The organism is Enterobacter cloacae complex sp. IR5418, from assembly GCF_049238105.1.
In the GTDB taxonomy this organism is placed as follows: domain Bacteria; phylum Pseudomonadota; class Gammaproteobacteria; order Enterobacterales; family Enterobacteriaceae; genus Enterobacter; species Enterobacter hormaechei.
The window spans coordinates 40,892-61,246 of sequence record NZ_JBMKHS010000019.1 but is presented as its reverse complement, the minus strand read 5'-3'; the positions used below and the strand labels follow the sequence as shown (position 1 = coordinate 61,246).

The 20,355-nt window shown below is 56.4% G+C and carries 19 protein-coding genes; 7 read left to right on the top strand and 12 right to left on the bottom strand.

The features are described from left to right. Nucleotides 1-226: 226 nt before the first annotated feature. On the top strand, nucleotides 227-559 hold the full coding sequence (locus ACOTX7_RS15380; protein ID WP_006808780.1) for a YceK/YidQ family lipoprotein: 333 nt from the start codon (nucleotides 227-229) through the stop codon (nucleotides 557-559). On the opposite strand, the gene ACOTX7_RS15375 is transcribed toward ACOTX7_RS15380, so the two are convergent. The 8 genes from ACOTX7_RS15375 to ACOTX7_RS15340 all read right to left on the bottom strand — a co-directional run bounded on the left by ACOTX7_RS15375 (nucleotide 556) and on the right by ACOTX7_RS15340 (nucleotide 8,780). Continuing rightward, on the bottom strand, nucleotides 556-1,785 hold the full coding sequence (locus ACOTX7_RS15375; protein ID WP_221256702.1) for a DUF3748 domain-containing protein: 1,230 nt from the start codon (nucleotides 1,783-1,785) through the stop codon (nucleotides 556-558). The genes ACOTX7_RS15380 and ACOTX7_RS15375 overlap by 4 nt on opposite strands. 51 nt (nucleotides 1,786-1,836) lie before the next feature. Next, nucleotides 1,837-3,174, bottom strand: coding sequence for an MFS transporter (locus ACOTX7_RS15370; RefSeq protein WP_161496779.1), 1,338 nt, complete (start codon nucleotides 3,172-3,174; stop codon nucleotides 1,837-1,839). Between the two features lie 117 nt (nucleotides 3,175-3,291). Beyond that, nucleotides 3,292-4,440: a galactonate dehydratase gene (gene dgoD, locus ACOTX7_RS15365; RefSeq protein ID WP_205922045.1), complete on the bottom strand. Its 1,149-nt coding sequence runs from the start codon at nucleotides 4,438-4,440 to the stop codon at nucleotides 3,292-3,294. After that, a complete protein-coding gene (locus tag ACOTX7_RS15360) occupies nucleotides 4,437-5,054 on the bottom strand; it encodes a 2-dehydro-3-deoxy-6-phosphogalactonate aldolase (RefSeq protein ID WP_221256701.1) in 618 nt (205 codons plus the stop codon). Before ACOTX7_RS15360 ends, dgoD begins: the two co-directional genes overlap by 4 nt. Next, on the bottom strand, nucleotides 5,038-5,916 hold the full coding sequence (locus ACOTX7_RS15355) for a 2-dehydro-3-deoxygalactonokinase (RefSeq protein WP_221256700.1): 879 nt from the start codon (nucleotides 5,914-5,916) through the stop codon (nucleotides 5,038-5,040). The genes ACOTX7_RS15360 and ACOTX7_RS15355 overlap by 17 nt, the downstream gene beginning before the upstream one ends. After that, nucleotides 5,913-6,602: a D-galactonate utilization transcriptional regulator DgoR gene (gene dgoR / locus ACOTX7_RS15350; RefSeq protein WP_003861109.1), complete on the bottom strand. Its 690-nt coding sequence runs from the start codon at nucleotides 6,600-6,602 to the stop codon at nucleotides 5,913-5,915. Before dgoR ends, ACOTX7_RS15355 begins: the two co-directional genes overlap by 4 nt. A gap of 226 nt (nucleotides 6,603-6,828) precedes the next feature. Next, a complete protein-coding gene (gene yidA / locus ACOTX7_RS15345; protein ID WP_023295661.1) occupies nucleotides 6,829-7,641 on the bottom strand; it encodes a sugar-phosphatase in 813 nt (270 codons plus the stop codon). Between the two features lie 113 nt (nucleotides 7,642-7,754). Continuing rightward, nucleotides 7,755-8,780 carry a zinc-dependent alcohol dehydrogenase family protein gene (locus ACOTX7_RS15340; protein ID WP_017694027.1) on the bottom strand — a complete coding sequence of 342 codons (1,026 nt, stop codon included), beginning with the start codon at nucleotides 8,778-8,780 and terminating at the stop codon, nucleotides 7,755-7,757. Nucleotides 8,781-8,893: 113 nt separating this feature from the next. Between ACOTX7_RS15340 and ACOTX7_RS15335 the strand changes: the two genes are divergently transcribed. Continuing rightward, nucleotides 8,894-9,829: a LysR family transcriptional regulator gene (locus ACOTX7_RS15335; protein WP_047354912.1), complete on the top strand. Its 936-nt coding sequence runs from the start codon at nucleotides 8,894-8,896 to the stop codon at nucleotides 9,827-9,829. 33 nt (nucleotides 9,830-9,862) lie between these two features. Here the strand turns inward: ACOTX7_RS15335 and gyrB are convergent, their stop codons facing one another. From gyrB to dnaA, 4 genes are read right to left on the bottom strand one after another with little or no spacing between them, the layout of a single operon-like run. Next, nucleotides 9,863-12,274: a DNA topoisomerase (ATP-hydrolyzing) subunit B gene (gene gyrB / locus ACOTX7_RS15330; RefSeq protein WP_221256699.1), complete on the bottom strand. Its 2,412-nt coding sequence runs from the start codon at nucleotides 12,272-12,274 to the stop codon at nucleotides 9,863-9,865. Nucleotides 12,275-12,302: 28 nt separating this feature from the next. After that, the gene (gene recF, locus ACOTX7_RS15325; protein WP_115876768.1) at nucleotides 12,303-13,376 is read right to left on the bottom strand and encodes a DNA replication/repair protein RecF; all 1,074 of its coding nucleotides are present in this window, start codon (nucleotides 13,374-13,376) and stop codon (nucleotides 12,303-12,305) included. Continuing rightward, the gene (gene dnaN / locus ACOTX7_RS15320) at nucleotides 13,376-14,476 is read right to left on the bottom strand and encodes a DNA polymerase III subunit beta (protein ID WP_003861122.1); all 1,101 of its coding nucleotides are present in this window, start codon (nucleotides 14,474-14,476) and stop codon (nucleotides 13,376-13,378) included. Before dnaN ends, recF begins: the two co-directional genes overlap by 1 nt. 4 nt (nucleotides 14,477-14,480) lie before the next feature. Continuing rightward, nucleotides 14,481-15,875 (bottom strand): chromosomal replication initiator protein DnaA, encoded by a 1,395-nt coding sequence (gene dnaA, locus ACOTX7_RS15315; RefSeq protein ID WP_003861124.1) that lies wholly within the window; start codon nucleotides 15,873-15,875, stop codon nucleotides 14,481-14,483. 637 nt (nucleotides 15,876-16,512) lie between these two features. Here dnaA and rpmH point away from each other — a divergent pair. From rpmH to mnmE, 5 genes are all read left to right on the top strand, one after another. Further along, nucleotides 16,513-16,653 (top strand): 50S ribosomal protein L34, encoded by a 141-nt coding sequence (rpmH, locus tag ACOTX7_RS15310; protein ID WP_000831330.1) that lies wholly within the window; start codon nucleotides 16,513-16,515, stop codon nucleotides 16,651-16,653. Nucleotides 16,654-16,669: 16 nt separating this feature from the next. Then, nucleotides 16,670-17,029, top strand: coding sequence for a ribonuclease P protein component (gene rnpA, locus ACOTX7_RS15305; protein ID WP_006808764.1), 360 nt, complete (start codon nucleotides 16,670-16,672; stop codon nucleotides 17,027-17,029). Beyond that, entirely contained in the window at nucleotides 16,993-17,250 is a 258-nt protein-coding gene (gene yidD, locus ACOTX7_RS15300) for a membrane protein insertion efficiency factor YidD (RefSeq protein ID WP_001307474.1), read from the top strand. The genes rnpA and yidD overlap by 37 nt, the downstream gene beginning before the upstream one ends. 2 nt (nucleotides 17,251-17,252) lie before the next feature. After that, nucleotides 17,253-18,896: a membrane protein insertase YidC gene (gene yidC / locus ACOTX7_RS15295; RefSeq protein WP_006808763.1), complete on the top strand. Its 1,644-nt coding sequence runs from the start codon at nucleotides 17,253-17,255 to the stop codon at nucleotides 18,894-18,896. 72 nt (nucleotides 18,897-18,968) lie between these two features. Then, nucleotides 18,969-20,333 carry a tRNA uridine-5-carboxymethylaminomethyl(34) synthesis GTPase MnmE gene (mnmE, locus tag ACOTX7_RS15290; RefSeq protein ID WP_221813588.1) on the top strand — a complete coding sequence of 455 codons (1,365 nt, stop codon included), beginning with the start codon at nucleotides 18,969-18,971 and terminating at the stop codon, nucleotides 20,331-20,333. Nucleotides 20,334-20,355 lie beyond the last annotated feature (22 nt).

The following is a 20,355-nucleotide window of genomic DNA, read 5'->3' as shown; positions in this document are numbered from 1 at the left end:
TTATCGGGTTACATTCTTAAAATGGGTCTGGATACGGCCTTTTCAAGCCTGTTGATGAGAGATTTTTTTGCACTTTGCTGGTTGTCGCATAGACTCAGGGCACAGCACAAAGGGTTAAATTGCGATGGCGTCCACAGTGCGGAAGTTTTGGGCTGTCCATTTTAGACGCGCCTCGCTATAACCCTGAGTTGCAGGTCTATGCCGTGCTACTAATGATGACTGAGTGATGATGAGAAATGTTCTGATTAAGCTGGCGACGTTCAGCGGGGTTGTTTTACTTTGCGGGTGTTCGAGTGTGATGTCGCACACCGGCGGTAAAGAAGGAACATATCCGGGGACGCGCGCCAGTGCCGCAATGATCTCTGATGATGAGACAAACTGGGGTACCAAATCTCTGGCGATTCTTGATATGCCGTTTACGGCGGTTGCCGATACGCTTCTGCTGCCGTGGGATATGTTCCGCACCGACAGCTCAGTGCGCTCGCGGGTTGAGAAAAGCGAGCAGGACAATCTGGCGACCAATTCTGTCATCCCGCCCGCAGCGATGCCCCCACGCTAATTCTGTGCGGTTTCTGTTAGCCACAGCTGGCGGAAACCGTCCTTCTCTTCCATCCACGCAATAAATCGTCCGTCCGGGGAAAATACCACAGCGTCAGCAGACGGCGGATTGCCGTGATCGGACGTCAAAAACGTTACGTCTCCGGTCTGCGCATCGCAGCTGGCAATGCGGCCTGCAAGCACAAACCCCAGGCTGTTGCCGGAAGGATGCCAGTTAAAGGCCGACTGAATACCACGCTCGGTGTGGGTCAACTGACGCGGCTCGCCGCCCTCAGGGGAGATAAGCCACAGCTGCACAACGCCGTTATCGTCCCGCATTAAAAACGCAATCTGCATCCCCTGCGGATTACTGCGCACCCAGTGGCGCGGTACGTTCACCAGCCCCGGATACGCCTTCTGATGGGTGAAGGTTAGACGGCGTTGCATGACGCCCGCAGGCGGCGCGGGCATGGTATCCGGCGTTCCCTGCAACGGCGCGTCCCCAGCCCGTTTCCAGCCCTGCTCGTCTTTGGGGAGATCGACAATAAACAGCTCGGGCACTTTCTCGCCTTTCGCAGACAGGGTATCGCCGATAAACGCCAGCCTGTTGTTGCCCACCCAGCCCTCTTCATAAGCGCGGTTGATCTCATCGCTGCCCGGCTTCGGGTTCGGCGTAGTACGGCTTACCAGCACGCTCCAGAAGGTGCCAGCATATTCCCGTGGATGGTTCCCCTGTGGGTTCACCGGACCAAAAGGCGTCGCCACTCCGACGTTACGCAAATCCAGCTTCGGATCGCGCTCGTGCAACACATGGTCGTTGTAGGTAAAGCTGACGCACTGCCCGTTCGGACTAAAAACGTGGACGTGACTGCCGCCACGCAGCGCGCCTGCCGTGTAAGGTACGGTGATATCCATCGCGTCCAGATTGCTCACCTGGCCGTTTTGCGCGATTACCCCCTGACGATGGTGAAAATCATACTGCCAGTCTGCATCCGGGTTTTTCGGGCCGTGGATAAAAACATATTTTTCCTGCGCCGGATGCACGGTTACCACGCCGACATGCGCGCCGTCAGTGGCACGGTAGATCACTTCCACCTCGCCAGTGCTGACGTTCACCCGCTCGATGGTTTCACCGGTAAATGACGCCCCGGACGGGCGCACATCATAGACGAGCCACTGGCTGTCCGGCGTCCAGGTGTTGATGTTGGTGAGCTGGTGGTTGCGGGAAGCGAAGGTGATTTGTTTCATGAAAATACCCTGATGCGCGGTTATCGCATCAGGGTAAAACATCCGAAGAGATTAGCCTACTCGTTTCACATCCCCCACCAGCAGGATGTAGGAGAGTGCCCCGATCAGCGCCACGGCAGAGATATACACCAGCGCCGGACCAAAGCCGTAGTCCTGCGCCAGGTAGCCGATGACCAGCGGCACGGTGATCCCGCCCAGCCCGCCAACGAAGTTAAACACGCCACCGGTGAGACCGATCAGACGCATCGGCGCCAGGGACGACACCAGCGACCAGGTGATGGAGGCAAAACCGTTTCCAAAGAACGCTACCGCCATCAGGGTCATGATCCACACCGGATCGTTGGTGTAGTTCGCCCCCATGATGCAGGTAGAGATCAGCAACCCGCAGATAATCGGCGTTTTACGCGCAACGCCCAGTGAGAAGCCTTTTTTCACCAGTTTGTCCGCCAGCCAGCCCGAGAGCAGCACGCCGAAAAACGCCGCAAGGAACGGTACGGTGGTCATGAAGCCTGCTTTCAGCGCGGTAATCCCCTTCTCCTGGGTCAGATAATTCGGGAACCAGGTGAGGAAGAACCACAGCGTGGAAGTCACCGCGAACTGGCCCAGATAGACGCCCACCAGCTTACGGTGGAAGACCAGCTTCCAGTCCGCTCTGGTCAACGGCTGGCGCGCCTCTTTTTTCACCGGGGCATCACCGTCCACCAGGCCACCGCCGTCGCGAATGTAGTCCAGTTCGGCTTTGGTGATGCTTTTGGTCAGGCGCGGCGGCTGATACACCTTAAACCAGATCAGCGACCAGATAATGCCGATCCCGCCGGTGACGATGAACACCCAGTGCCAGCTCAGCAGCTCCTGGATCCAGATTAACAGCGGCGTCAGAAACGCCAGACCCACAAACTGCCCGGAGGTATAGAAGCCGACGGCAGAGGCACGCTCATGTTCCGGGAACCAGCTGGTCACCATGCGATTGTTGGTCGGGAACGCGGGCGCTTCAAACACCCCGGTGATGGCGCGCAGACCAATCAGCGACATCAGCCCGGTGGCGAACCCCTGGAACAGCGTCGCCACGGACCAGCCCAAAATGGCGATAAAGTAGGTCAGACGAGACCCCACGCGGTCAAGGAACCAGCCGCCGGGGATCTGGCAGAGCGTATAAAGCCAGGCAAACGCCGAGAAGACGTAGCCCATTTCCGCTTTGGTGATGCCAAACTCTTCCTGAATATGGGCCGATGCCACGGCAAGGTTGGCGCGGTCGACATAACAGATGACCACGGTAATAAAGATCATGATCAGCGTCAGGTAACGACGACGCCCGGTTTTTGCAGCAGTAACTGGAATATCCATCGCAATCTGTCTCCAGATTTTGGGCATAGCGAAGCCGCTCACCATGCCCTGTAATTTACAGAGGGTTATATTTTTTCTATGTACGTTTTTTTTGCCCGGTGGCGCTTCGCTTACCGGGCCTACGAGAGAGTAGGCCGGATAAGCGTAGCGCCATCCGGCGATTTACCACTCGGCTACGGAACCGTCCTCATGACGCCACAGTGGGTTACGCCAGTCCGGCGCATTTTTACTCAGCTCAATGACTTTGGCTTCGTCGATCTCCACGCCAAGGCCCGGCTTCGTTAACGGTTTAAAGAAACCGCCTTCCATGCAGAAGTCTTCTTTGTTTTTCACAAAGTCGAGCAGTTCCGCGCCCTTGTTATAGTGAATGCCCATGCTTTGTTCCTGGAACACCGCATTGCGGGAGACAAAGTCGACGTGCAGGCAGGCCGCCAGCGCAATCGGCCCAAGCGGACAGTGCGGCGCCAGCGCCACATCGTAAGCTTCTGCCATTCCGGCAATTTTGTAGCATTCGGTGATGCCACCCGCGTGGGAGAGGTCCGGTTGCAGGATCGCAATGCCGCCCGCTTCCAGTACGCGTTTAAACTCGAAGCGCGAGAACATACGTTCCCCCGCCGCGATGGGAATGTGCGTCTGTTCAGCCAGTTTCGGATAGTATTCCGCCTGCTCGGCCAGCACCGGCTCTTCGATAAACAGCGGGCGATACGGCTCCAGCTCTTTGATCAGCACTTTGGCCATCGGCGCGCTGACGCGGCCATGGAAATCCAGGCCAAACTCGATCTCGTTGCCGAAAGCCTCGCGGATTTGCGCCACGGTATTCACCGCGCGGTCTACCGCACGTGAGTTGTCGATAACGCCCATCTCTTCGCAGCCGTTGAGCTTGAAGGTGTCAAAGCCGATGTTGCGCAGTTGCCGGATACCGTCGATCACTTCCGCAGGACGGTCGCCACCGACCCAGCTGTAGGCTTTGATTTTGTCACGCACCAGGCCGCCCATTAATTGCCAGACCGGGGCATTCAGCACTTTGCCTTTGATATCCCACAGCGCCTGGTCGATGCCAGCGATGGCGCTCATCAGGATCGGGCCGCCGCGGTAAAATCCCGCCCGGTACATCACCTGCCACAGGTCGTTGATGCGTGCCGGATCCTGACCAATCAGGTACTCGCCCAGCTCGTGCACCGCGGCTTCAACGGTGCGCGCACGTCCTTCAATCACCGGCTCGCCCCAGCCAACCACGCCTTCGTCGGTTTCGATTTTCAGGAACATCCAACGCGGGGGTAAACGGTACGTGGTGAGTTTGGTTATTTTCATTGCACTGCCTCTCGATACGCTTTCACAAATGCTGCCGCCTGCTGTGCGGTACGCTCTACGGGCTGCCCGGCACGATAGAGATCGCTGCCCAGCCCCGCGCCCACACAACCCGCGTTCATCCACTGCACCAGGTTTTCCGGCGTGACGCCGCCCACGGCAAAGACCGGCACGCTGGCGGGCAAGACCGCTTTCAGCGCTTTGATGTAATCCGGACCAAAGGCCGAGGACGGGAAAATTTTGAGCGACTGTGCGCCCGCATCGAGGGCAGTAAAGGCTTCTGTGGCGGTGGCGCAGCCCGGGCAGACTGTCATGCCGTAACCCACCGCGCGGCGGATCACCTCGGGGTTGATATTCGGTGTGACGATAAGCTTGCAGCCCATCTTCGCCAGTTCATCCACCTGCTCCGGCTGTAATACGGTGCCAGCGCCAATCAGCGCCTTATCACCGAACGCCTTCACAACTGCCGGAATGCTTTTTTCCCACTCCGGGGAGTTGAGCGGGATTTCCACCGCGTCGAACCCGGCGTCGATCACCGCGCCAACGTGCGCTATCGCCTCATCGGGGGTAATACCGCGCAAAATCGCGATCAGGGGAAGATCAGTTTGCCACTGCATGAGCGATGCTCCTTATGCCTGCCTGAAATGCCGTGTCGCCTTCCACCGCAGCAACATCCCGTCCGATAGCGTGGAACGCCTGGCGGTAACGAGACGTCAGCGATGAACCCGCGACGAGCGTGATGGTCTGCTGACCGGCGAACGTGTCGCTCAGGGTGGCGACTTCTGCGCCAATCAGCTGGCCGGACAGAAATTCGCTGACCTGTTCGCGCGGAAGGTTTCCCAGCACGTGCGAGGCGCGAACCTCAAAAAGTTGCGGCAAAATGGCAGGGGAGGCGATCCCGCGCTCAAGCCCGGCGGCAAACGCCTCCGGCGAAGGGGTCTGCTCCGGCAAACCGGCCCCCACCAGCGAATGCTTAAGCAGCAAATGGTGCAGTTCACCGGTCATCACGGTGCGAAAATCATGAATTTGCTCCGCATCCGCCTGGACCCATTTACAGTGCGTCCCGGGCATGACGTAGACAGCAGAAGGAGAAAGGGTGCGCGCCCCGAGCAGTTGCGTCTCTTCGCCGCGCATCACGTTATGGTTATCGTCGCGAGAGACGCATAAACCGGGAATAATCCAGACATTGTCGCCAACGGACGTTAACTGCTCGCCAATGGCAGTGAAATGTACCGGAACCGACAGATAAGGCGCGACCTTCCAGCCCACATTACTGCCAACCATTCCGGCCATGACCACCGGCGTGGTACCGTCGCGCCAGTTTTGTGTCACCTCTGCTAACACCGCTGCGGGGGATTTACCGTTCAGGCGCGTCACGCCTGCTTCTGATTGCCTGCTTTCCAGGCACTGCTCACCCTGGTAGAGCCAGGCGCGCAGATTGGTCGATCCCCAGTCAATTGCGATGTAGCGTGATGTCATGTGATTTCCTTCAACCTTCGTGTCGAGCTGGCGATCATGGTTAGCGCCGCCTGCTCTGCCGCATCGCCGTCCTGATGCCGTATCGCATCGAACAGCGCTTTATGTTCCTGAAGCGTTTTCGGCATGTTGGCCTCATCGCCCATCCAGGTACGTTCAAATACCGCTCGCTGTAGCGAGCTGATCGCTACGCTAAGCTGCTGTAAAACCGGGTTATGCACCGACTGCAATACCGCCTCGTGGTAGCGAATGTCCGCTTCGTTGAACGCCTCCCGGTTCTGGTTATTGGCGATCATGTCGTTTAAAGCCGACTCAATCTGTGCCAGGTCACCGGAGGTCGCGCGTTCCGCCGCCCAGCGGGCGATGGCCGGTTCCACCAGATTTCGCACCTCGCTCATCGCGCCGATAAGCCGTGGGTCGTAGTCGTTTTCCAGTACCCATTGCAGAACATCGGTATCGAGGTAGTTCCACTGGTTACGCGGGGCAACAAACGCGCCGCGATAGCGCTTCATTTCAATCAGCCGCTTCGCCATCAGCGAGCGGAACACTTCCCGGATGATGTTGCGCGAGGTTTCAAACTCTTCGCACAGTTCCGCCTCTGCGGGCAGCGGCGAACCGGGAACGTATTTGCCACCCACAATCTGAGTGCCCAGCGTGATGACAATGCGATCGGTTTTATTGAGTGTCATGGAGAGTCCTTGTGCTCTGTAAGTCCATCACTACTTTACCGCGACCGCTGAATTTCGCCTCACTTTTGCAGTACAAACGTGAGGCCTTTCGTCTTTGCCGTGCTGATAATGTAGTACAATCAATTAATGTTGTACTACAATCCAGATCACAAAAAGAACAATTTGATAAATTCAGGGCCAAAAAAAGCCCCGGTTAATAACCGGGGCTAATCTTTCAAAGCACTTGTTACGACAGAACGAATTTCTCGATCGCCCAAGCAACGCCGTCTTCCAGGTTAGATTTAGTCACGAAGTTCGCCACTTCTTTTACCGACGGGATAGCGTTATCCATCGCCACGCCCATGCCCGCATATTCGATCATCGCAATATCATTTTCCTGGTCGCCCAGCGCCATGATCTCCTCAGGCTTGATGCCCAGCGCATCGGCAAGCGATTTGACGCCCGTGCCTTTATTGACGCGTTTATCAAGGATTTCGAGGAAGTACGGCGCACTTTTCAGCACGGTGTATTTCTCTTTTACCTCAGCCGGAATGCGTGAGATGGCTTTGTCGAGAACCGCAGGTTCATCAATCATCATCACTTTCAGGAACTGGGTCGCCGGGTCCATTTTCTCCGCTTCGCAGAACACCAGTGGAATGGTTGCAACGTAGGACTCGTGCACCGTGTAGTAGCTGATATCGCGGTTGGCGGTGTAAAGCGTATTGCGATCGAGCGCGTGGAAGTGAGAGCCCACGTCGCGGGAGAGTTTTTCCAGGAAACGGTAGTCATCATAGCTCAGTGCAGTTTGCGCCACCGTGCTGCCATCGGCTGCCTTTTGCACCAGCGCGCCGTTATAGGTGATGCAGTAATCGCCAGGCTGGTTCATGTGCAGCTCTTTCAGGTAACTGTGCACCCCGGCATACGGGCGTCCGGTGGTGAGCACCACGTTCACGCCTTTTTCGCGTGCGGCGGCGATCGCATTTTTAACGGCAGGAGAGATAGTGTGGTCTGGCAGCAGCAGCGTGCCGTCCATATCGATTGCAATGAGTTTGATGGCCATGAGGTCCCCGGGATAAATGAGTGCTACCTCATGCTAACGCGATTAAGCACACAAAAATAGAGCTACCTTGCGCAACAAAAAGCCCCTTTTACGTTTATCCCGGGAACGGGAACTCACTCGCGGGTGAGAACGATTTTGCCAAACGCACCGCGATCCAGATGTTCAAGCGCCTGTTCCAGCTCGTCAAAGCGGTAGCGATGCTCAATCACCGGTTTTAACTCCGTGACATCAACAGCACGGACAAAATCTTCCAGCGCCCGGCGGTGTCCAACCCCAATCCCCTGAATGACGGGAGATTTCAGCAACAGCTCGCTTGCAGGCAGAGAAATTTCTGTCCCGGCCAGCACGCCAATGACCGATATCCGCCCATGAACGGCAACGGCGCGCAGGGAATGTCTCAGGTTCTCCCCACCCACCGTTTCGATAATATGGTCGATGCCGCGATCCTGCGTCAGTGCCAGCGTATTTTCAGCCCAGTCGCCTTTCAGTCGGTTGATGCCCTGGCTGGCCCCCAGCTTTTTGGCCCGCGCCAGTTTTTCATCACTCCCCGACGTAACAATAACCTCTGCGCCGTGCGCTTTTGCTATCTGCAAAGCGAATAGCGCCACACCGCCCGTCCCTTGTACCAGCACCGATTGCCCGGCGCGTAAATGACCGCGCTCCACCAACGCGAACCATGCGGTAAGCCCCGCGCAAGGAAGCGTGCTGGCCTCAGCGTCATCCAGGCTTTCCGGGGACGCCACCAGCGCGTTTTCACTCACAATCACATATTCGGCCAGCATGCCCTGGAAGTATCCACCGGACGTTTTATAGGGCAAATCGCGCGCGTCTGCCTGCGGCTTGCCGTCGATCCATTCCGGGAAGAAGGTTGAGATGACGCGTGCGCCGGGCTTGAAACGCGTAACGCCTTCGCCGATGCTGTCCACCACGCCTGCCATGTCAGATGCTGGGGTAAACGGGAAGGAAAGCGGAATCGGCATCGTGCCTTCAATCACCATTTTATCCCGGTAGTTGAGCGCAACGGCATTAACCCTTACGCGAACCTCCCCCGGGCCTGGCTGTGGAACAGGCTCCTGAACGAGCCTGAGGCTTTCACGACCAAGGGCATCCATTGACCAGCGTTGCATTGTTTCAGTCATTTTTTTCTCCTGTCATCAGATGATTTTCAGTTCTGACAGTCTATCGTTGACTCAGCGTCGCCAGTGGCGATAAGTTTTCCCTTCATTGATGACCAAATTGACACAATCCGTCCATGACCGATACGCTGAAAGATATTCCCGTTTTCGTTGCCTCCGTTGAGGCAGGAAGTTTTGCCCAGGCCGCCGTCCGTCTGCATTTGTCGCGCTCGGCGGTAGGAAAAAGCATTGCTCGTCTTGAAGAGAGGCTGGGGGTTCGTCTGTTTCATCGGACCACCCGCAGTCAGAGGCTGACCGATAACGGCGCGCTTTTTTATGAACGCTGCCTGCGCGCGCTGGAGGAGATCCGTGGCGCTGAATCGCAGCTTGAAACCGGAAAACATCAGGTCAACGGTCGGCTGCGTGTTGCCGTGCCGGTGCTGTTTGGTCGCCAGTGTATCGCCCCGCTGCTAATAGAGCTGGCGCAGGAGCATCCCGGGCTTGAGCTTGAAATGTCCTTCAGCGACCGCGTCGTGGATCTCGTGGAAGAAGGGTTTGATATGGCGGTGCGCAATGGCGCTCTGGCTGACAGCAGCGTGCTGGTCGCCAGAAGGCTGGGGGAGCACCGGATGGTGCTGTGCGCCGCGCCGGATTACCTGTTTAAGAATGGCCAGCCGCAAACCGTTGATGATCTACGCCAGCATACGGCCATTAACTACACGCGTGCGGGCAGAGTCCTACCCTGGCAGCTGATGGATTACGATGGCACGTCGCGCACGTTTATTCCCCGCTCATCGCTCAATATGGATGATTTGCAGGCGATCTGCGACGCGGCACTGGCCGGCCACGGCCTTGCATGGTTACCCTGCTGGATGGTCATTAAAGAAATTCAGCAGGGAGATCTTGTCCCGCTCTTAAAGCAGGCTCCGGATGTACGCTTCGACGTTCATGCCGTCTGGCAGCAGACGCCACACCTGCCGCTAAGGGTAAGAATTGCCATAGATATGCTGGTCAAACGTTTACCGGCAGTGATGTCGCTGGAGTTTCCTGCGTCCATAAAAAAGCCGCGCTGAAGCGCGGCCAGTTATGCTGTCGTAAAGCGACGATTAAATATCGATATTCGCCGCCTTCAGGGCGTTCTCTTCGATGAAGGCGCGACGTGGTTCAACCGCATCACCCATCAGGGTCGTGAACAGCTGATCCGCTGCGATTGCGTCTTTCACGGTGACGCGCAGCATGCGACGGCTTTCCGGATCCATGGTGGTTTCCCACAGCTGATCCGGGTTCATTTCGCCCAGACCTTTATAACGCTGAATAGAGAGACCACGACGGGACTCTTTCACCAGCCACTCCAGCGCCTGTTCGAAGCTGGCTACCGGCTGACGACGCTCGCCACGTTCGATGAACGCATCGTCTTCGATCAGGCCGCGCAGCTTCTCACCGAGGGTGCAGATACGGCGGTATTCCGGGCCGGTCACGAATTCGTGCTCCAGCGGGTAGTCGGTATCGACGCCGTGGGTACGGACGCGAACAATCGGCTCAAACTGCTGTGCCGCATTCTGCTGAACGTCGAACTTCCACTGGCTGCCGTGCTGCTCTTTCTCGTTCAGCTCGCTCACCAGGGTGTTCACCCAGCGGGTCACGGTCTGCTCGTTGCTCAGATCGGCTTCGGTCAGGGTCGGCTGGTAGATCAGCGCTTTCAGCAGCGCTTTCGGATAGCGACGCTCCATTCGGCCAATCATTTTCTGCGTGGCGTTGAATTCGGAAACCAGACGCTCCAGCGGCTCACCGGCCAGCGCTGGTGCGCTGGAGTTTGCGTGCAGGGTCGCACCATCAAGCGCGATCGCGATTTGGTACTGATCCATCGCGTCGTCATCTTTAATGTACTGTTCCTGCTTGCCTTTCTTCACTTTATACAGCGGTGGCTGGGCAATGTAGACGTGACCGCGTTCAACGATTTCCGGCATCTGACGATAGAAGAAGGTCAACAGCAGCGTACGAATGTGCGAGCCGTCGACGTCCGCATCGGTCATGATGATGATGCTGTGATAGCGCAGTTTGTCCGGGTTGTACTCGTCGCGACCGATACCGCAGCCGAGTGCGGTGATGAGCGTTGCCACTTCCTGAGAAGAGAGCATCTTGTCGAAGCGCGCTTTCTCAACGTTAAGGATTTTACCCTTCAGCGGCAGAATCGCCTGGTTCTTGCGGTTACGGCCCTGCTTCGCAGAACCGCCCGCGGAGTCCCCTTCCACAAGGTACAGTTCAGACAGCGCCGGGTCGCGTTCCTGACAGTCAGCCAGTTTGCCCGGCAGACCAGCAAGGTCCAGCGCGCCTTTACGACGGGTCATTTCACGGGCTTTACGCGCCGCTTCACGGGCACGCGCCGCATCGATAATTTTACCGACAACGATTTTCGCGTCGGACGGGTTTTCCAGCAGGTATTCGCTCAGCAGTTCGTTCATCTGCTGCTCAACCGCCGATTTCACCTCAGAAGAGACCAGCTTGTCTTTGGTCTGCGAGGAGAACTTCGGATCCGGCACCTTCACGGAGACCACGGCAATCAGGCCTTCACGGGCATCGTCACCGGTGGCGCTGACTTTCGCTTTTTTGCTGTAGCCTTCTTTGTCCATGTAGGCGTTCAGGGTACGGGTCATCGCCGCACGGAAGCCCGCAAGGTGAGTACCGCCGTCGCGCTGTGGAATGTTGTTGGTGAAGCAGTAGATGTTTTCCTGGAAACCGTCGTTCCACTGCAAGGCCACTTCCACGCCGATACCGTCTTTTTCGGTGGAGAAGTAGAAAATATTCGGGTGAATTGGCGTTTTGTTCTTGTTCAGATACTCAACGAACGCCTTGATACCGCCTTCGTAGTGGAAGTGGTCTTCTTTGTTGTCGCGTTTGTCGCGCAGACGAATCGACACGCCGGAGTTCAGGAACGACAGTTCACGCAGGCGTTTCGCCAGAATGTCGTACTCGAATTCGGTGACGTTAGTGAAGGTTTCAAGGCTCGGCCAGAAACGCACCATGGTACCGGTTTTGTCGGTATCACCCGTAACGGCCAGCGGGGCGTCAGGCACACCGTGCTGGTAGATCTGACGGTGAATTTTGCCTTCGCGCTGGATAACCAGCTCCAGCTTCTGCGACAGGGCGTTTACTACAGATACGCCTACGCCGTGCAGACCGCCGGAAACTTTATAGGAGTTATCATCGAACTTACCGCCTGCGTGCAGAACGGTCATGATCACTTCCGCAGCAGAGACGCCCTCTTCCGGGTGAATACCGGTTGGGATGCCACGGCCATCATCGGTAACGGAGACGGAGTTGTCCGCATGAATGGTGACCACGATGTCTTTACAGTGACCCGCGAGCGCTTCGTCGATAGCGTTATCTACCACCTCGAATACCATGTGGTGCAGACCGGTGCCGTCATCCGTGTCGCCGATATACATACCCGGGCGCTTACGCACCGCATCCAGCCCTTTCAGGACTTTGATACTGGAGGAGTCATAAGAATTCGACATCAACGTTTCTCGCTCATTTCAACTTGGGTTAATCCGTTATTTTACCCTTTTCCACGGTAAACATCTTCGAATTTTCGTCCGACATGTCTATAACGTGTTCAGCGCTAATGGCGCTGACGAAAACCTGCGACTGCGTGGCTTTTAAGCGGCTGGCAAGCAGCCCGCGCCGCGCGTCGTCAAGTTCCGAGGCAAAATCATCTATCAGGTACAGGCAGCGTCGCCCGCTCTCGCGAGTGAGGAACTCCCCCTGCGCCAGGCGCAGCGCGCACATCAGGAGCTTGAGCTGCCCACGCGACAGCGTGTCTTCTACCGGCGCACCGTCGGCACGAATGCGGAAATCCGCCTTGTGCGGGCCGTGCGCGGTGTAGGTCAACATGCGGTCGCGCTCGAAGCTTCTCTCTAACACCTCGGCATAATCCGTCTCTTTTTCCCAGCCACGCTGGAAAGAGAAGGTGAGAGAGAACTCGGGTAAAAACTGTTTGCAGGTGTCGGCCATGTCTTCGGCGATACCTGCGCTGTATTCGGCACGCCAGTTGCTGATCTGTTCCGCGAGAGGGATTAACTCCATGTCCCACGGACGCAGCTGGGCGTAACGGGTAACCTGGCGCAATGCGGCGTTACGCTGTTTAAGCAGACGCTTCAGGTTGCTCCAGGCGTTAAAGAAACCGGCTTCATTGTGAAAGCATCCCCAGTCAAGGAACGCTCTTCTGTATTTGGGGCCGCCGTTGAGTAAAGTAAACCCCTCGGGCGTAATCAGCTGCATCGGCATCAGCAGCGCCAGCTCCGCCACCTTGTGGCCATCGGTGCCGTCGATGCGCACCTTGCTGTCGCCCTGCTTGTCTTTGGTCAGGCCGATGGCGGTTTCCCGCTCTGTGCCCTGCAAACGCCCGTGCAGAACAAAGGATTCCTGCTCGTGGCGAATCACGCGACCAATCTGCAAACTGCGAAACGCCCGGCCATGGCCGAGCGTATAGATGGCTTCCAGCACGCTGGTTTTGCCGCTGCCGTTCGCGCCAACCAGGAAATTAAAGCCAGGGGATAAAGCGAGATCCGCGCTTTCGATATTACGAAAGTCGCGGATCAACAGACGGGTGAGCGACATTACAGTCTCATTGGCATGACAACATAAGCAGCCGACTGTGATGCGGCATCTTCAATCTGTACGCTTGAAACGGAGTCGGTCAGCAGGATGCGAACGTTCTCGCATTTCAGTGCATTCAGCACATCCAGCACATAGCTGACGTTGAAGCCGATTTCCATCTCAGCCCCGGCGTAGGTGACGTCCAGAATCTCTTCTGCCTCTTCCTGCTCCGGGTTGTTGGCGGTGATTTTGATCTGGTTTTCACTCACGTACAGACGTACACCGCGGAATTTCTCGTTAGAGAGAATAGCCGCGCGGGCAAATGCCTGCTTGAGGATATCGCAACCCGCCTCCAGCGTTTTGTCCGGGTTCTTCGGCAATACGCGGCGATAATCCGGGAAACGACCGTCAACCAGCTTCGATGTGAAGACAAAATCACCCACGTGGGCACGAATATTGTTGCTGCCGATCTGCACGCGCAGCGGGGTATCGCCGCCGTCGAGCATACGCATCAGTTCAATTACGCCTTTACGCGGTACGATCACCGAATGGTTTGGCAGTGAATCGCCAATCGGCATGGAACAGACCGCCAGACGGTGACCGTCGGTCGCCACGGTACGCAGCTCTTCACCTTCGGTTTCGAACAGCATGCCGTTTAAGTAGTAACGAACGTCCTGATGCGCCATGGAGAACTGCGTGGCCTCAATCAGACGCTTCATCGTCGCCTGCGGCAGGGTAAATTCAACTTCGCTCTGCCAGTCGTCCAGGTTCGGGAAATCCGCAGCAGGCAGCGTGGAGAGAGAGAAACGACTGCGGCCAGAGCGCACCAGCATGCGGTCGCCCTCCAGCTGCACGGCGATTTCAGCGCCTTCCGGCAGTCCACGGCAGATATCAAAGAATTTACGTGCCGGAACCGTGGTCGCGCCTGCGTCGTGCGGCTGAGTCAGCGTAACGCGCGCGATCATTTCCATTTCCAGATCTGTGCCGGTCAGCGACAGCGTACCGTCCGCGACCTGAAGCAGCAGGTTTCCAAGAATAGGCAGCGTTGGGCGGCCGCCTAACGGGCCACTCACCTGTTGCAGCGGTTTTAATAAATGTTCACGTTCAACGGTAAATTTCATAGCGTCACGATGATAATGTTCTGATTAAATTGGAAAAATCTTCTTTTATGTCGTGGCTTTCTTCCCGTAACTGCTCAATCTTGCGACAAGCGTGCAGCACGGTCGTATGGTCACGGCCACCAAACGCATCACCGATTTCCGGCAGGCTGTGGTTAGTTAGCTCTTTTGCCAGCGCCATCGCCATCTGACGCGGACGCGCCACCGAGCGGGAACGACGTTTAGACAGTAAATCTGCCACTTTGATCTTGTAGTACTCAGCCACCGTCTTTTGAATATTGTCGATAGTGACCAGTTTTTCCTGCAAAGCCAATAAATCGCGCAGCGCTTCACGCACAAAATCGATGGTGATCGCACGACCAGTGAAGTTGGCATTGGCGATAACGCGGTTCAGCGCCCCTTCCAGCTCACGCACGTTGGAGCGCAGACGCTTGGCAATGAAGAACGCCACTTCACCCGGCAGGCGAATGTCGTTCTCATCGGCTTTCTTCATCAGGATCGCGACGCGGGTTTCCAGCTCCGGTGGCTCGATCGCCACGGTCAGGCCCCAGCCGAAGCGGGATTTGAGACGATCTTCAACGCCGTTGATCTCTTTTGGATAACGATCCGAGGTCAAAATGATCTGCTGATTGCCTTCCAGCAGGGCGTTGAAGGTGTGGAAAAACTCTTCCTGAGATCGTTCTTTATTGGCAAAGAACTGAATGTCATCGATCAGCAGCGCATCAACGGAACGGTAGTAGCGTTTAAACTCTTCGATCGCGTTGTTTTGCAGGGCTTTTACCATGTCCTGAACGAAGCGCTCGGAGTGCATATACACCACTTTCGCGTTGGGCTTGCGCGCCATAATGCCGTTGCCCACCGCGTGTAACAGGTGCGTTTTACCCAGACCCGTGCCGCCATAGAGGAACAGCGGGTTGTAAGCACCACCGGGGTTATCGGCAACCTGGCGAGCCGCCGCGCGCGCCAGCTGGTTCGATTTACCTTCAACGAAGTTATCGAACGTGTGTTTCACGTTAACGTTAGAGCGGTAGGTTGGCTCTGCGGGTGCAGGGACGTTATCCCAGCCCTGACGAGCCGGTGCAACGCGAGGCGCAGGAGCGGGCGCCGCCTGTGCAGGGGCTGCCACATTGACAACTTCACGAACGGTTTGGGTGACCGGCTTTGTGCCCACTTCAAAACGCAGCTGTGGGGCATCTGACCCGCAGAAATCGTTCAGCAGTCCATTGATGTTATTAAGGTATTTATCCCTTACCCAATCGAGCACGAAACGGTTTGGCGCATACAAAGCCAGCGTGTTATCGCTCAGTTCCGCCTGCAACGGGCGGATCCACATACTGAATTCTGTGGCTGGTAACTCATCCTGCAATCGGGCAAGACACTGCTGCCAAAGCGAAAGTGACACGGCGGACTCCACTCGAACAATAAAAGAAAACTATTGAATATTCATGATTGTTGGCGCACATCGACATGACCCCATCAGGGTGATGTGCGAACCGCTATCTGCGGTTATACACGCTATCGTTGATACAACCTGAACGACGTTGTGTTTATGCCCGACCAGGATCGCTGGATCCCGATCGGGACCGCGGATCATAGCCTAAACTGAGCCAGAGATCTTCTGTTTCTCACAGATTCTTCCCGATTTATCCACAGGAAGATCCGGAATCGGGTAAGTGTAAACGATCCTGACGCGAGTGCCCCGCGATTTAGGCCGCATATTGGAAAATTTAATGAGGACAGACAATTTTTGGCTTAAATGATCTAACGAAGATCCGGGACGATCCTTGCGCTTTGTTGGCGAGGCCGTATAATCCTCGACCCGGCGCGTGATGCTCATCTTCCTGCGTCGTCCGTTGCTCATTTTCCACGCGAAATCGTGCGGAAATACGCGGGAAATAAGGAAAGAGAATTGACTCCGGAGTGTACAATTATTACAATCCGGCCTCTTTAATCACCCACGGCTTCGGCGTCCGTCATTCGAAACTCGGTCGGGCATCCGCAAAAGTCATGAATTTTTTCAAGTTTAGGTAGAAATCGCCATGAAACGCACTTTTCAACCGTCTGTACTGAAGCGCAACCGTTCTCACGGCTTCCGTGCTCGTATGGCTACTAAAAATGGTCGTCAGGTTCTGGCACGTCGTCGTGCTAAAGGCCGCGCTCGTCTGACCGTTTCCAAGTAATAAAGCTAACCCCTGAGTGGTTAAGCTCGCATTTCCCAGGGAGTTACGTTTGTTAACTCCCACTCATTTCACTTTCGTCTTCCAGCAGCCACTACGGGCTGGCACGCCGCAAATCACCATCCTCGGCCGCCAAAATTCGCTGGGGCATCCCCGCATCGGTCTCACAGTCGCCAAGAAAAACGTTAAGCGTGCGCATGAACGCAACCGGATTAAACGTCTGACGCGTGAAAGCTTCCGTTTACGTCAGCACGAACTGCCTTCTATGGATTTCGTGGTGGTGGCTAAAAAAGGGGTTGCCGACCTCGATAACCGTGCTCTCTCGGAAGCGTTGGAAAAATTATGGCGCCGCCACTGTCGCCTGGCTCGCGGGTCCTGATAGCCCTCATTCGGGTCTATCAACGCCTGATTAGTCCGCTACTCGGGCCACACTGCCGTTTCACGCCAACATGCTCAAGCTACGGAATTGAGGCATTGCGCAGGTTTGGAGTGATAAAAGGCAGTTGGTTGACGGTGAAACGCGTATTAAAATGCCACCCTTTACACCCAGGTGGAGACGACCCCGTCCCTCCAGGACCTTTTGATACCAGAGAACACTAACGATGGATTCGCAACGCAATCTTCTTATCATCGCTTTGTTGTTCGTGTCTTTCATGATCTGGCAGGCATGGGAGCAGGATAAAAATCCTCAACCCCAGCAGCAGACCACGCAGACCACGACCACCGCAGCGGGTAGCGCCGCCGACCAGGGCGTACCGGCCAGTGGCCAGGGGAAACAGATTACGGTTAAGACCGATGTGCTTGAGCTGACTATCAACACCCGTGGTGGTGATGTTGAGCAGGCGCTGCTGTTGACCTACCCGAAAGAGCTGAAGTCTACCGAACCGTTCCAGTTACTGGAAACCACGCCTGAATTTATCTACCAGGCGCAGAGCGGCCTGACCGGTCGTGATGGCCCGGACAACCCGGCTAACGGTGCGCGTCCACTGTATAACGTCGAGAATGACACGTTTGTAATGGCTGATGGCCAGAACGAACTGGTTATCCCGATGACCTACACCGACGCGGCAGGCAACACCTTCACCAAAACCTTCACCCTGAAACGCGGTGAGTATGCGGTGAACGTGGGCTACAGCGTACAGAACGCCGGTGCGAAACCACTGGAAATCTCTACCTTTGGTCAGCTGAAGCAGTCCATCAATCTGCCGTCTCACCGTGACACCGGAAGCAGCAACTTTGCGCTGCATACCTTCCGTGGCGCGGCATACTCCACGCCAGATACCAAGTACGAGAAATACAAATTCGACACCATTGCCGATAACGAAAACCTGAACGTCAGCTCTAAAGGCGGTTGGGTCGCAATGCTGCAACAGTATTTCGCGACGGCGTGGGTACCGAATAACGACGGTACGAATAACTTCTACACCGCGAACCTCGGCAACGGTATTGCAGCCATCGGCTACAAATCTCAGCCAGTTCTGGTGCAGCCGGGTCAAACCGGTAAACTGGCAAGCACCCTGTGGGTCGGCCCGGAAATCCAGGACAAAATGGCTGCCGTTGCGCCGCACCTGGATCTGACCGTTGATTACGGTTGGTTGTGGTTCATTTCTCAGCCGCTGTTTAAGCTGCTGAAGTTCATCCACAGCTTCCTGGGTAACTGGGGCTTCTCCATCATCGTTATCACCTTTATCGTTCGTGGCATCATGTACCCGCTGACTAAAGCGCAGTACACCTCCATGGCGAAGATGCGTATGCTACAGCCGAAGATTCAGGCTATGCGTGAGCGTCTGGGCGATGACAAACAGCGTCAGAGCCAGGAGATGATGGCCCTGTATAAAGCAGAGAAAGTGAACCCACTGGGTGGTTGCTTCCCGCTGCTGATTCAGATGCCAATCTTCCTTGCGCTGTACTACATGCTGATGGGTTCCGTTGAGCTGCGCCACGCGCCGTTCGCTCTGTGGATCCATGACCTGTCCGCACAGGACCCGTACTACATCCTGCCGATCCTGATGGGCGTGACGATGTTCTTCATTCAGAAGATGTCTCCGACCACCGTGACCGACCCGATGCAGCAGAAGATCATGACCTTTATGCCGGTCATCTTCACCGTGTTCTTCCTGTGGTTCCCGTCAGGTCTGGTGCTGTACTATATCGTCAGCAACCTGGTGACCATCATCCAGCAGCAGCTGATTTACCGTGGTCTGGAAAAACGTGGCCTGCATAGCCGCGAAAAGAAAAAGTCCTGATTCGGTAACTTAACGCTAAAATAAGGGCGGTCGATTGACCGCCTTTTTTATTTGTATTGAACGAGAACAACCATGAGCCATAACGACACTATCGTCGCCCAGGCAACCCCACCGGGACGCGGTGGTGTAGGCATTCTGCGCATCTCCGGCCTGAAGGCGCGTGAGGTGGCCGAAGCGGTGCTGGGTAAACTGCCAAAGCCGCGCTACGCTGATTATCTGCCGTTTAAGGATGCCTACGGCAGCCCGCTGGACCAGGGCATCGCGCTGTGGTTCCCCGGCCCAAACTCCTTTACCGGCGAAGACGTGCTGGAGTTGCAGGGTCACGGCGGCCCGGTGATCCTCGACCTGTTGTTAAAACGTATTCTGACCCTGCCTGGCCTGCGCATTGCGAAGCCGGGCGAGTTCTCCGAACGTGCCTTCCTGAACGATAAGCTCGACCTGGCGCAGGCCGAGGCGATTGCTGACCTGATCGACGCCAGTTCCGAACAGGCGGCCCGCTCCGCGCTGAACTCGTTGCAGGGGGCGTTTTCCGCACGCGTGAACCACCTTGTGGAAGCACTTACTCACCTGCGAATCTATGTTGAAGCAGCTATCGACTTCCCGGACGAGGAGATCGACTTCCTCTCCGACGGCAAAATCGAAGCTCAGCTCAACCAGGTGATGAACGATCTCGACGCCGTTCGCGCCGAAGCGCGCCAGGGCAGCCTGCTGCGTGAGGGGATGAAAGTGGTGATTGCTGGTCGCCCTAATGCCGGAAAATCGAGCCTGCTGAACGCCCTGGCGGGCCGTGAAGCGGCGATCGTGACCGACATTGCCGGTACAACCCGCGACGTCCTGCGCGAGCATATCCACATCGACGGGATGCCGCTGCACATCATCGACACCGCAGGCCTGCGCGATGCGAGCGATGAAGTCGAGCGTATCGGTATCGAACGCGCCTGGCAGGAGATCGAGCAGGCCGACCGCGTGCTGTTTATGGTAGATGGCACCACGACCGACGCCGTTGACCCGGCGGAGATTTGGCCGGACTTTATCGCCCGTCTGCCAGCCAAACTGCCGATCACCGTGGTGCGTAACAAAGCAGACGTAACCGGCGAAACGCTGGGCATCAGCGATGTGAATGGTCACTCACTAATTCGGCTGTCGGCCCGTACCGGGGAAGGCGTGGAAGACCTGCGTAACCATCTCAAACAGAGCATGGGCTTCGACACCAGTATGGAGGGCGGCTTCCTGGCGCGTCGCCGTCACTTGCAGGCCCTGGAAGAGGCGGCTCGCCACCTTGAGCAGGGCAAAGCCCAGCTGATTGGCGCGTGGGCGGGTGAACTGCTGGCGGAAGAGCTGCGTCTGGCGCAGCAGAACCTGAGCGAGATCACCGGAGAGTTTACGTCTGACGATCTGCTGGGACGGATTTTCTCGAGCTTCTGTATCGGTAAGTAATTCCCGCGCGTATAGGGTGATT

Excerpts from the sequence above, each read along its gene's own strand:
- ACOTX7_RS15380 (WP_006808780.1), top strand. The coding sequence starts at position 227 with ATGATGAGAAATGTTCTGATTAAGCTGGCGACGTTCAGCGGGGTTGTT.
- ACOTX7_RS15375 (WP_221256702.1), bottom strand. The coding sequence starts at position 1,785 with ATGAAACAAATCACCTTCGCTTCCCGCAACCACCAGCTCACCAACATC.
- ACOTX7_RS15370 (WP_161496779.1), bottom strand. The coding sequence starts at position 3,174 with ATGGTGAGCGGCTTCGCTATGCCCAAAATCTGGAGACAGATTGCGATG.
- dgoD (WP_205922045.1), bottom strand. The coding sequence starts at position 4,440 with ATGAAAATAACCAAACTCACCACGTACCGTTTACCCCCGCGTTGGATG.
- ACOTX7_RS15360 (WP_221256701.1), bottom strand. The coding sequence starts at position 5,054 with ATGCAGTGGCAAACTGATCTTCCCCTGATCGCGATTTTGCGCGGTATT.
- ACOTX7_RS15355 (WP_221256700.1), bottom strand. The coding sequence starts at position 5,916 with ATGACATCACGCTACATCGCAATTGACTGGGGATCGACCAATCTGCGC.
- dgoR (WP_003861109.1), bottom strand. The coding sequence starts at position 6,602 with ATGACACTCAATAAAACCGATCGCATTGTCATCACGCTGGGCACTCAG.
- yidA (WP_023295661.1), bottom strand. The coding sequence starts at position 7,641 with ATGGCCATCAAACTCATTGCAATCGATATGGACGGCACGCTGCTGCTG.
- ACOTX7_RS15340 (WP_017694027.1), bottom strand. The coding sequence starts at position 8,780 with ATGACTGAAACAATGCAACGCTGGTCAATGGATGCCCTTGGTCGTGAA.
- ACOTX7_RS15335 (WP_047354912.1), top strand. The coding sequence starts at position 8,894 with ATGACCGATACGCTGAAAGATATTCCCGTTTTCGTTGCCTCCGTTGAG.
- gyrB (WP_221256699.1), bottom strand. The coding sequence starts at position 12,274 with ATGTCGAATTCTTATGACTCCTCCAGTATCAAAGTCCTGAAAGGGCTG.
- recF (WP_115876768.1), bottom strand. The coding sequence starts at position 13,376 with ATGTCGCTCACCCGTCTGTTGATCCGCGACTTTCGTAATATCGAAAGC.
- dnaN (WP_003861122.1), bottom strand. The coding sequence starts at position 14,476 with ATGAAATTTACCGTTGAACGTGAACATTTATTAAAACCGCTGCAACAG.
- rpmH (WP_000831330.1), top strand. The coding sequence starts at position 16,513 with ATGAAACGCACTTTTCAACCGTCTGTACTGAAGCGCAACCGTTCTCAC.
- yidD (WP_001307474.1), top strand. The coding sequence starts at position 16,993 with ATGGCGCCGCCACTGTCGCCTGGCTCGCGGGTCCTGATAGCCCTCATT.
- yidC (WP_006808763.1), top strand. The coding sequence starts at position 17,253 with ATGGATTCGCAACGCAATCTTCTTATCATCGCTTTGTTGTTCGTGTCT.
- mnmE (WP_221813588.1), top strand. The coding sequence starts at position 18,969 with ATGAGCCATAACGACACTATCGTCGCCCAGGCAACCCCACCGGGACGC.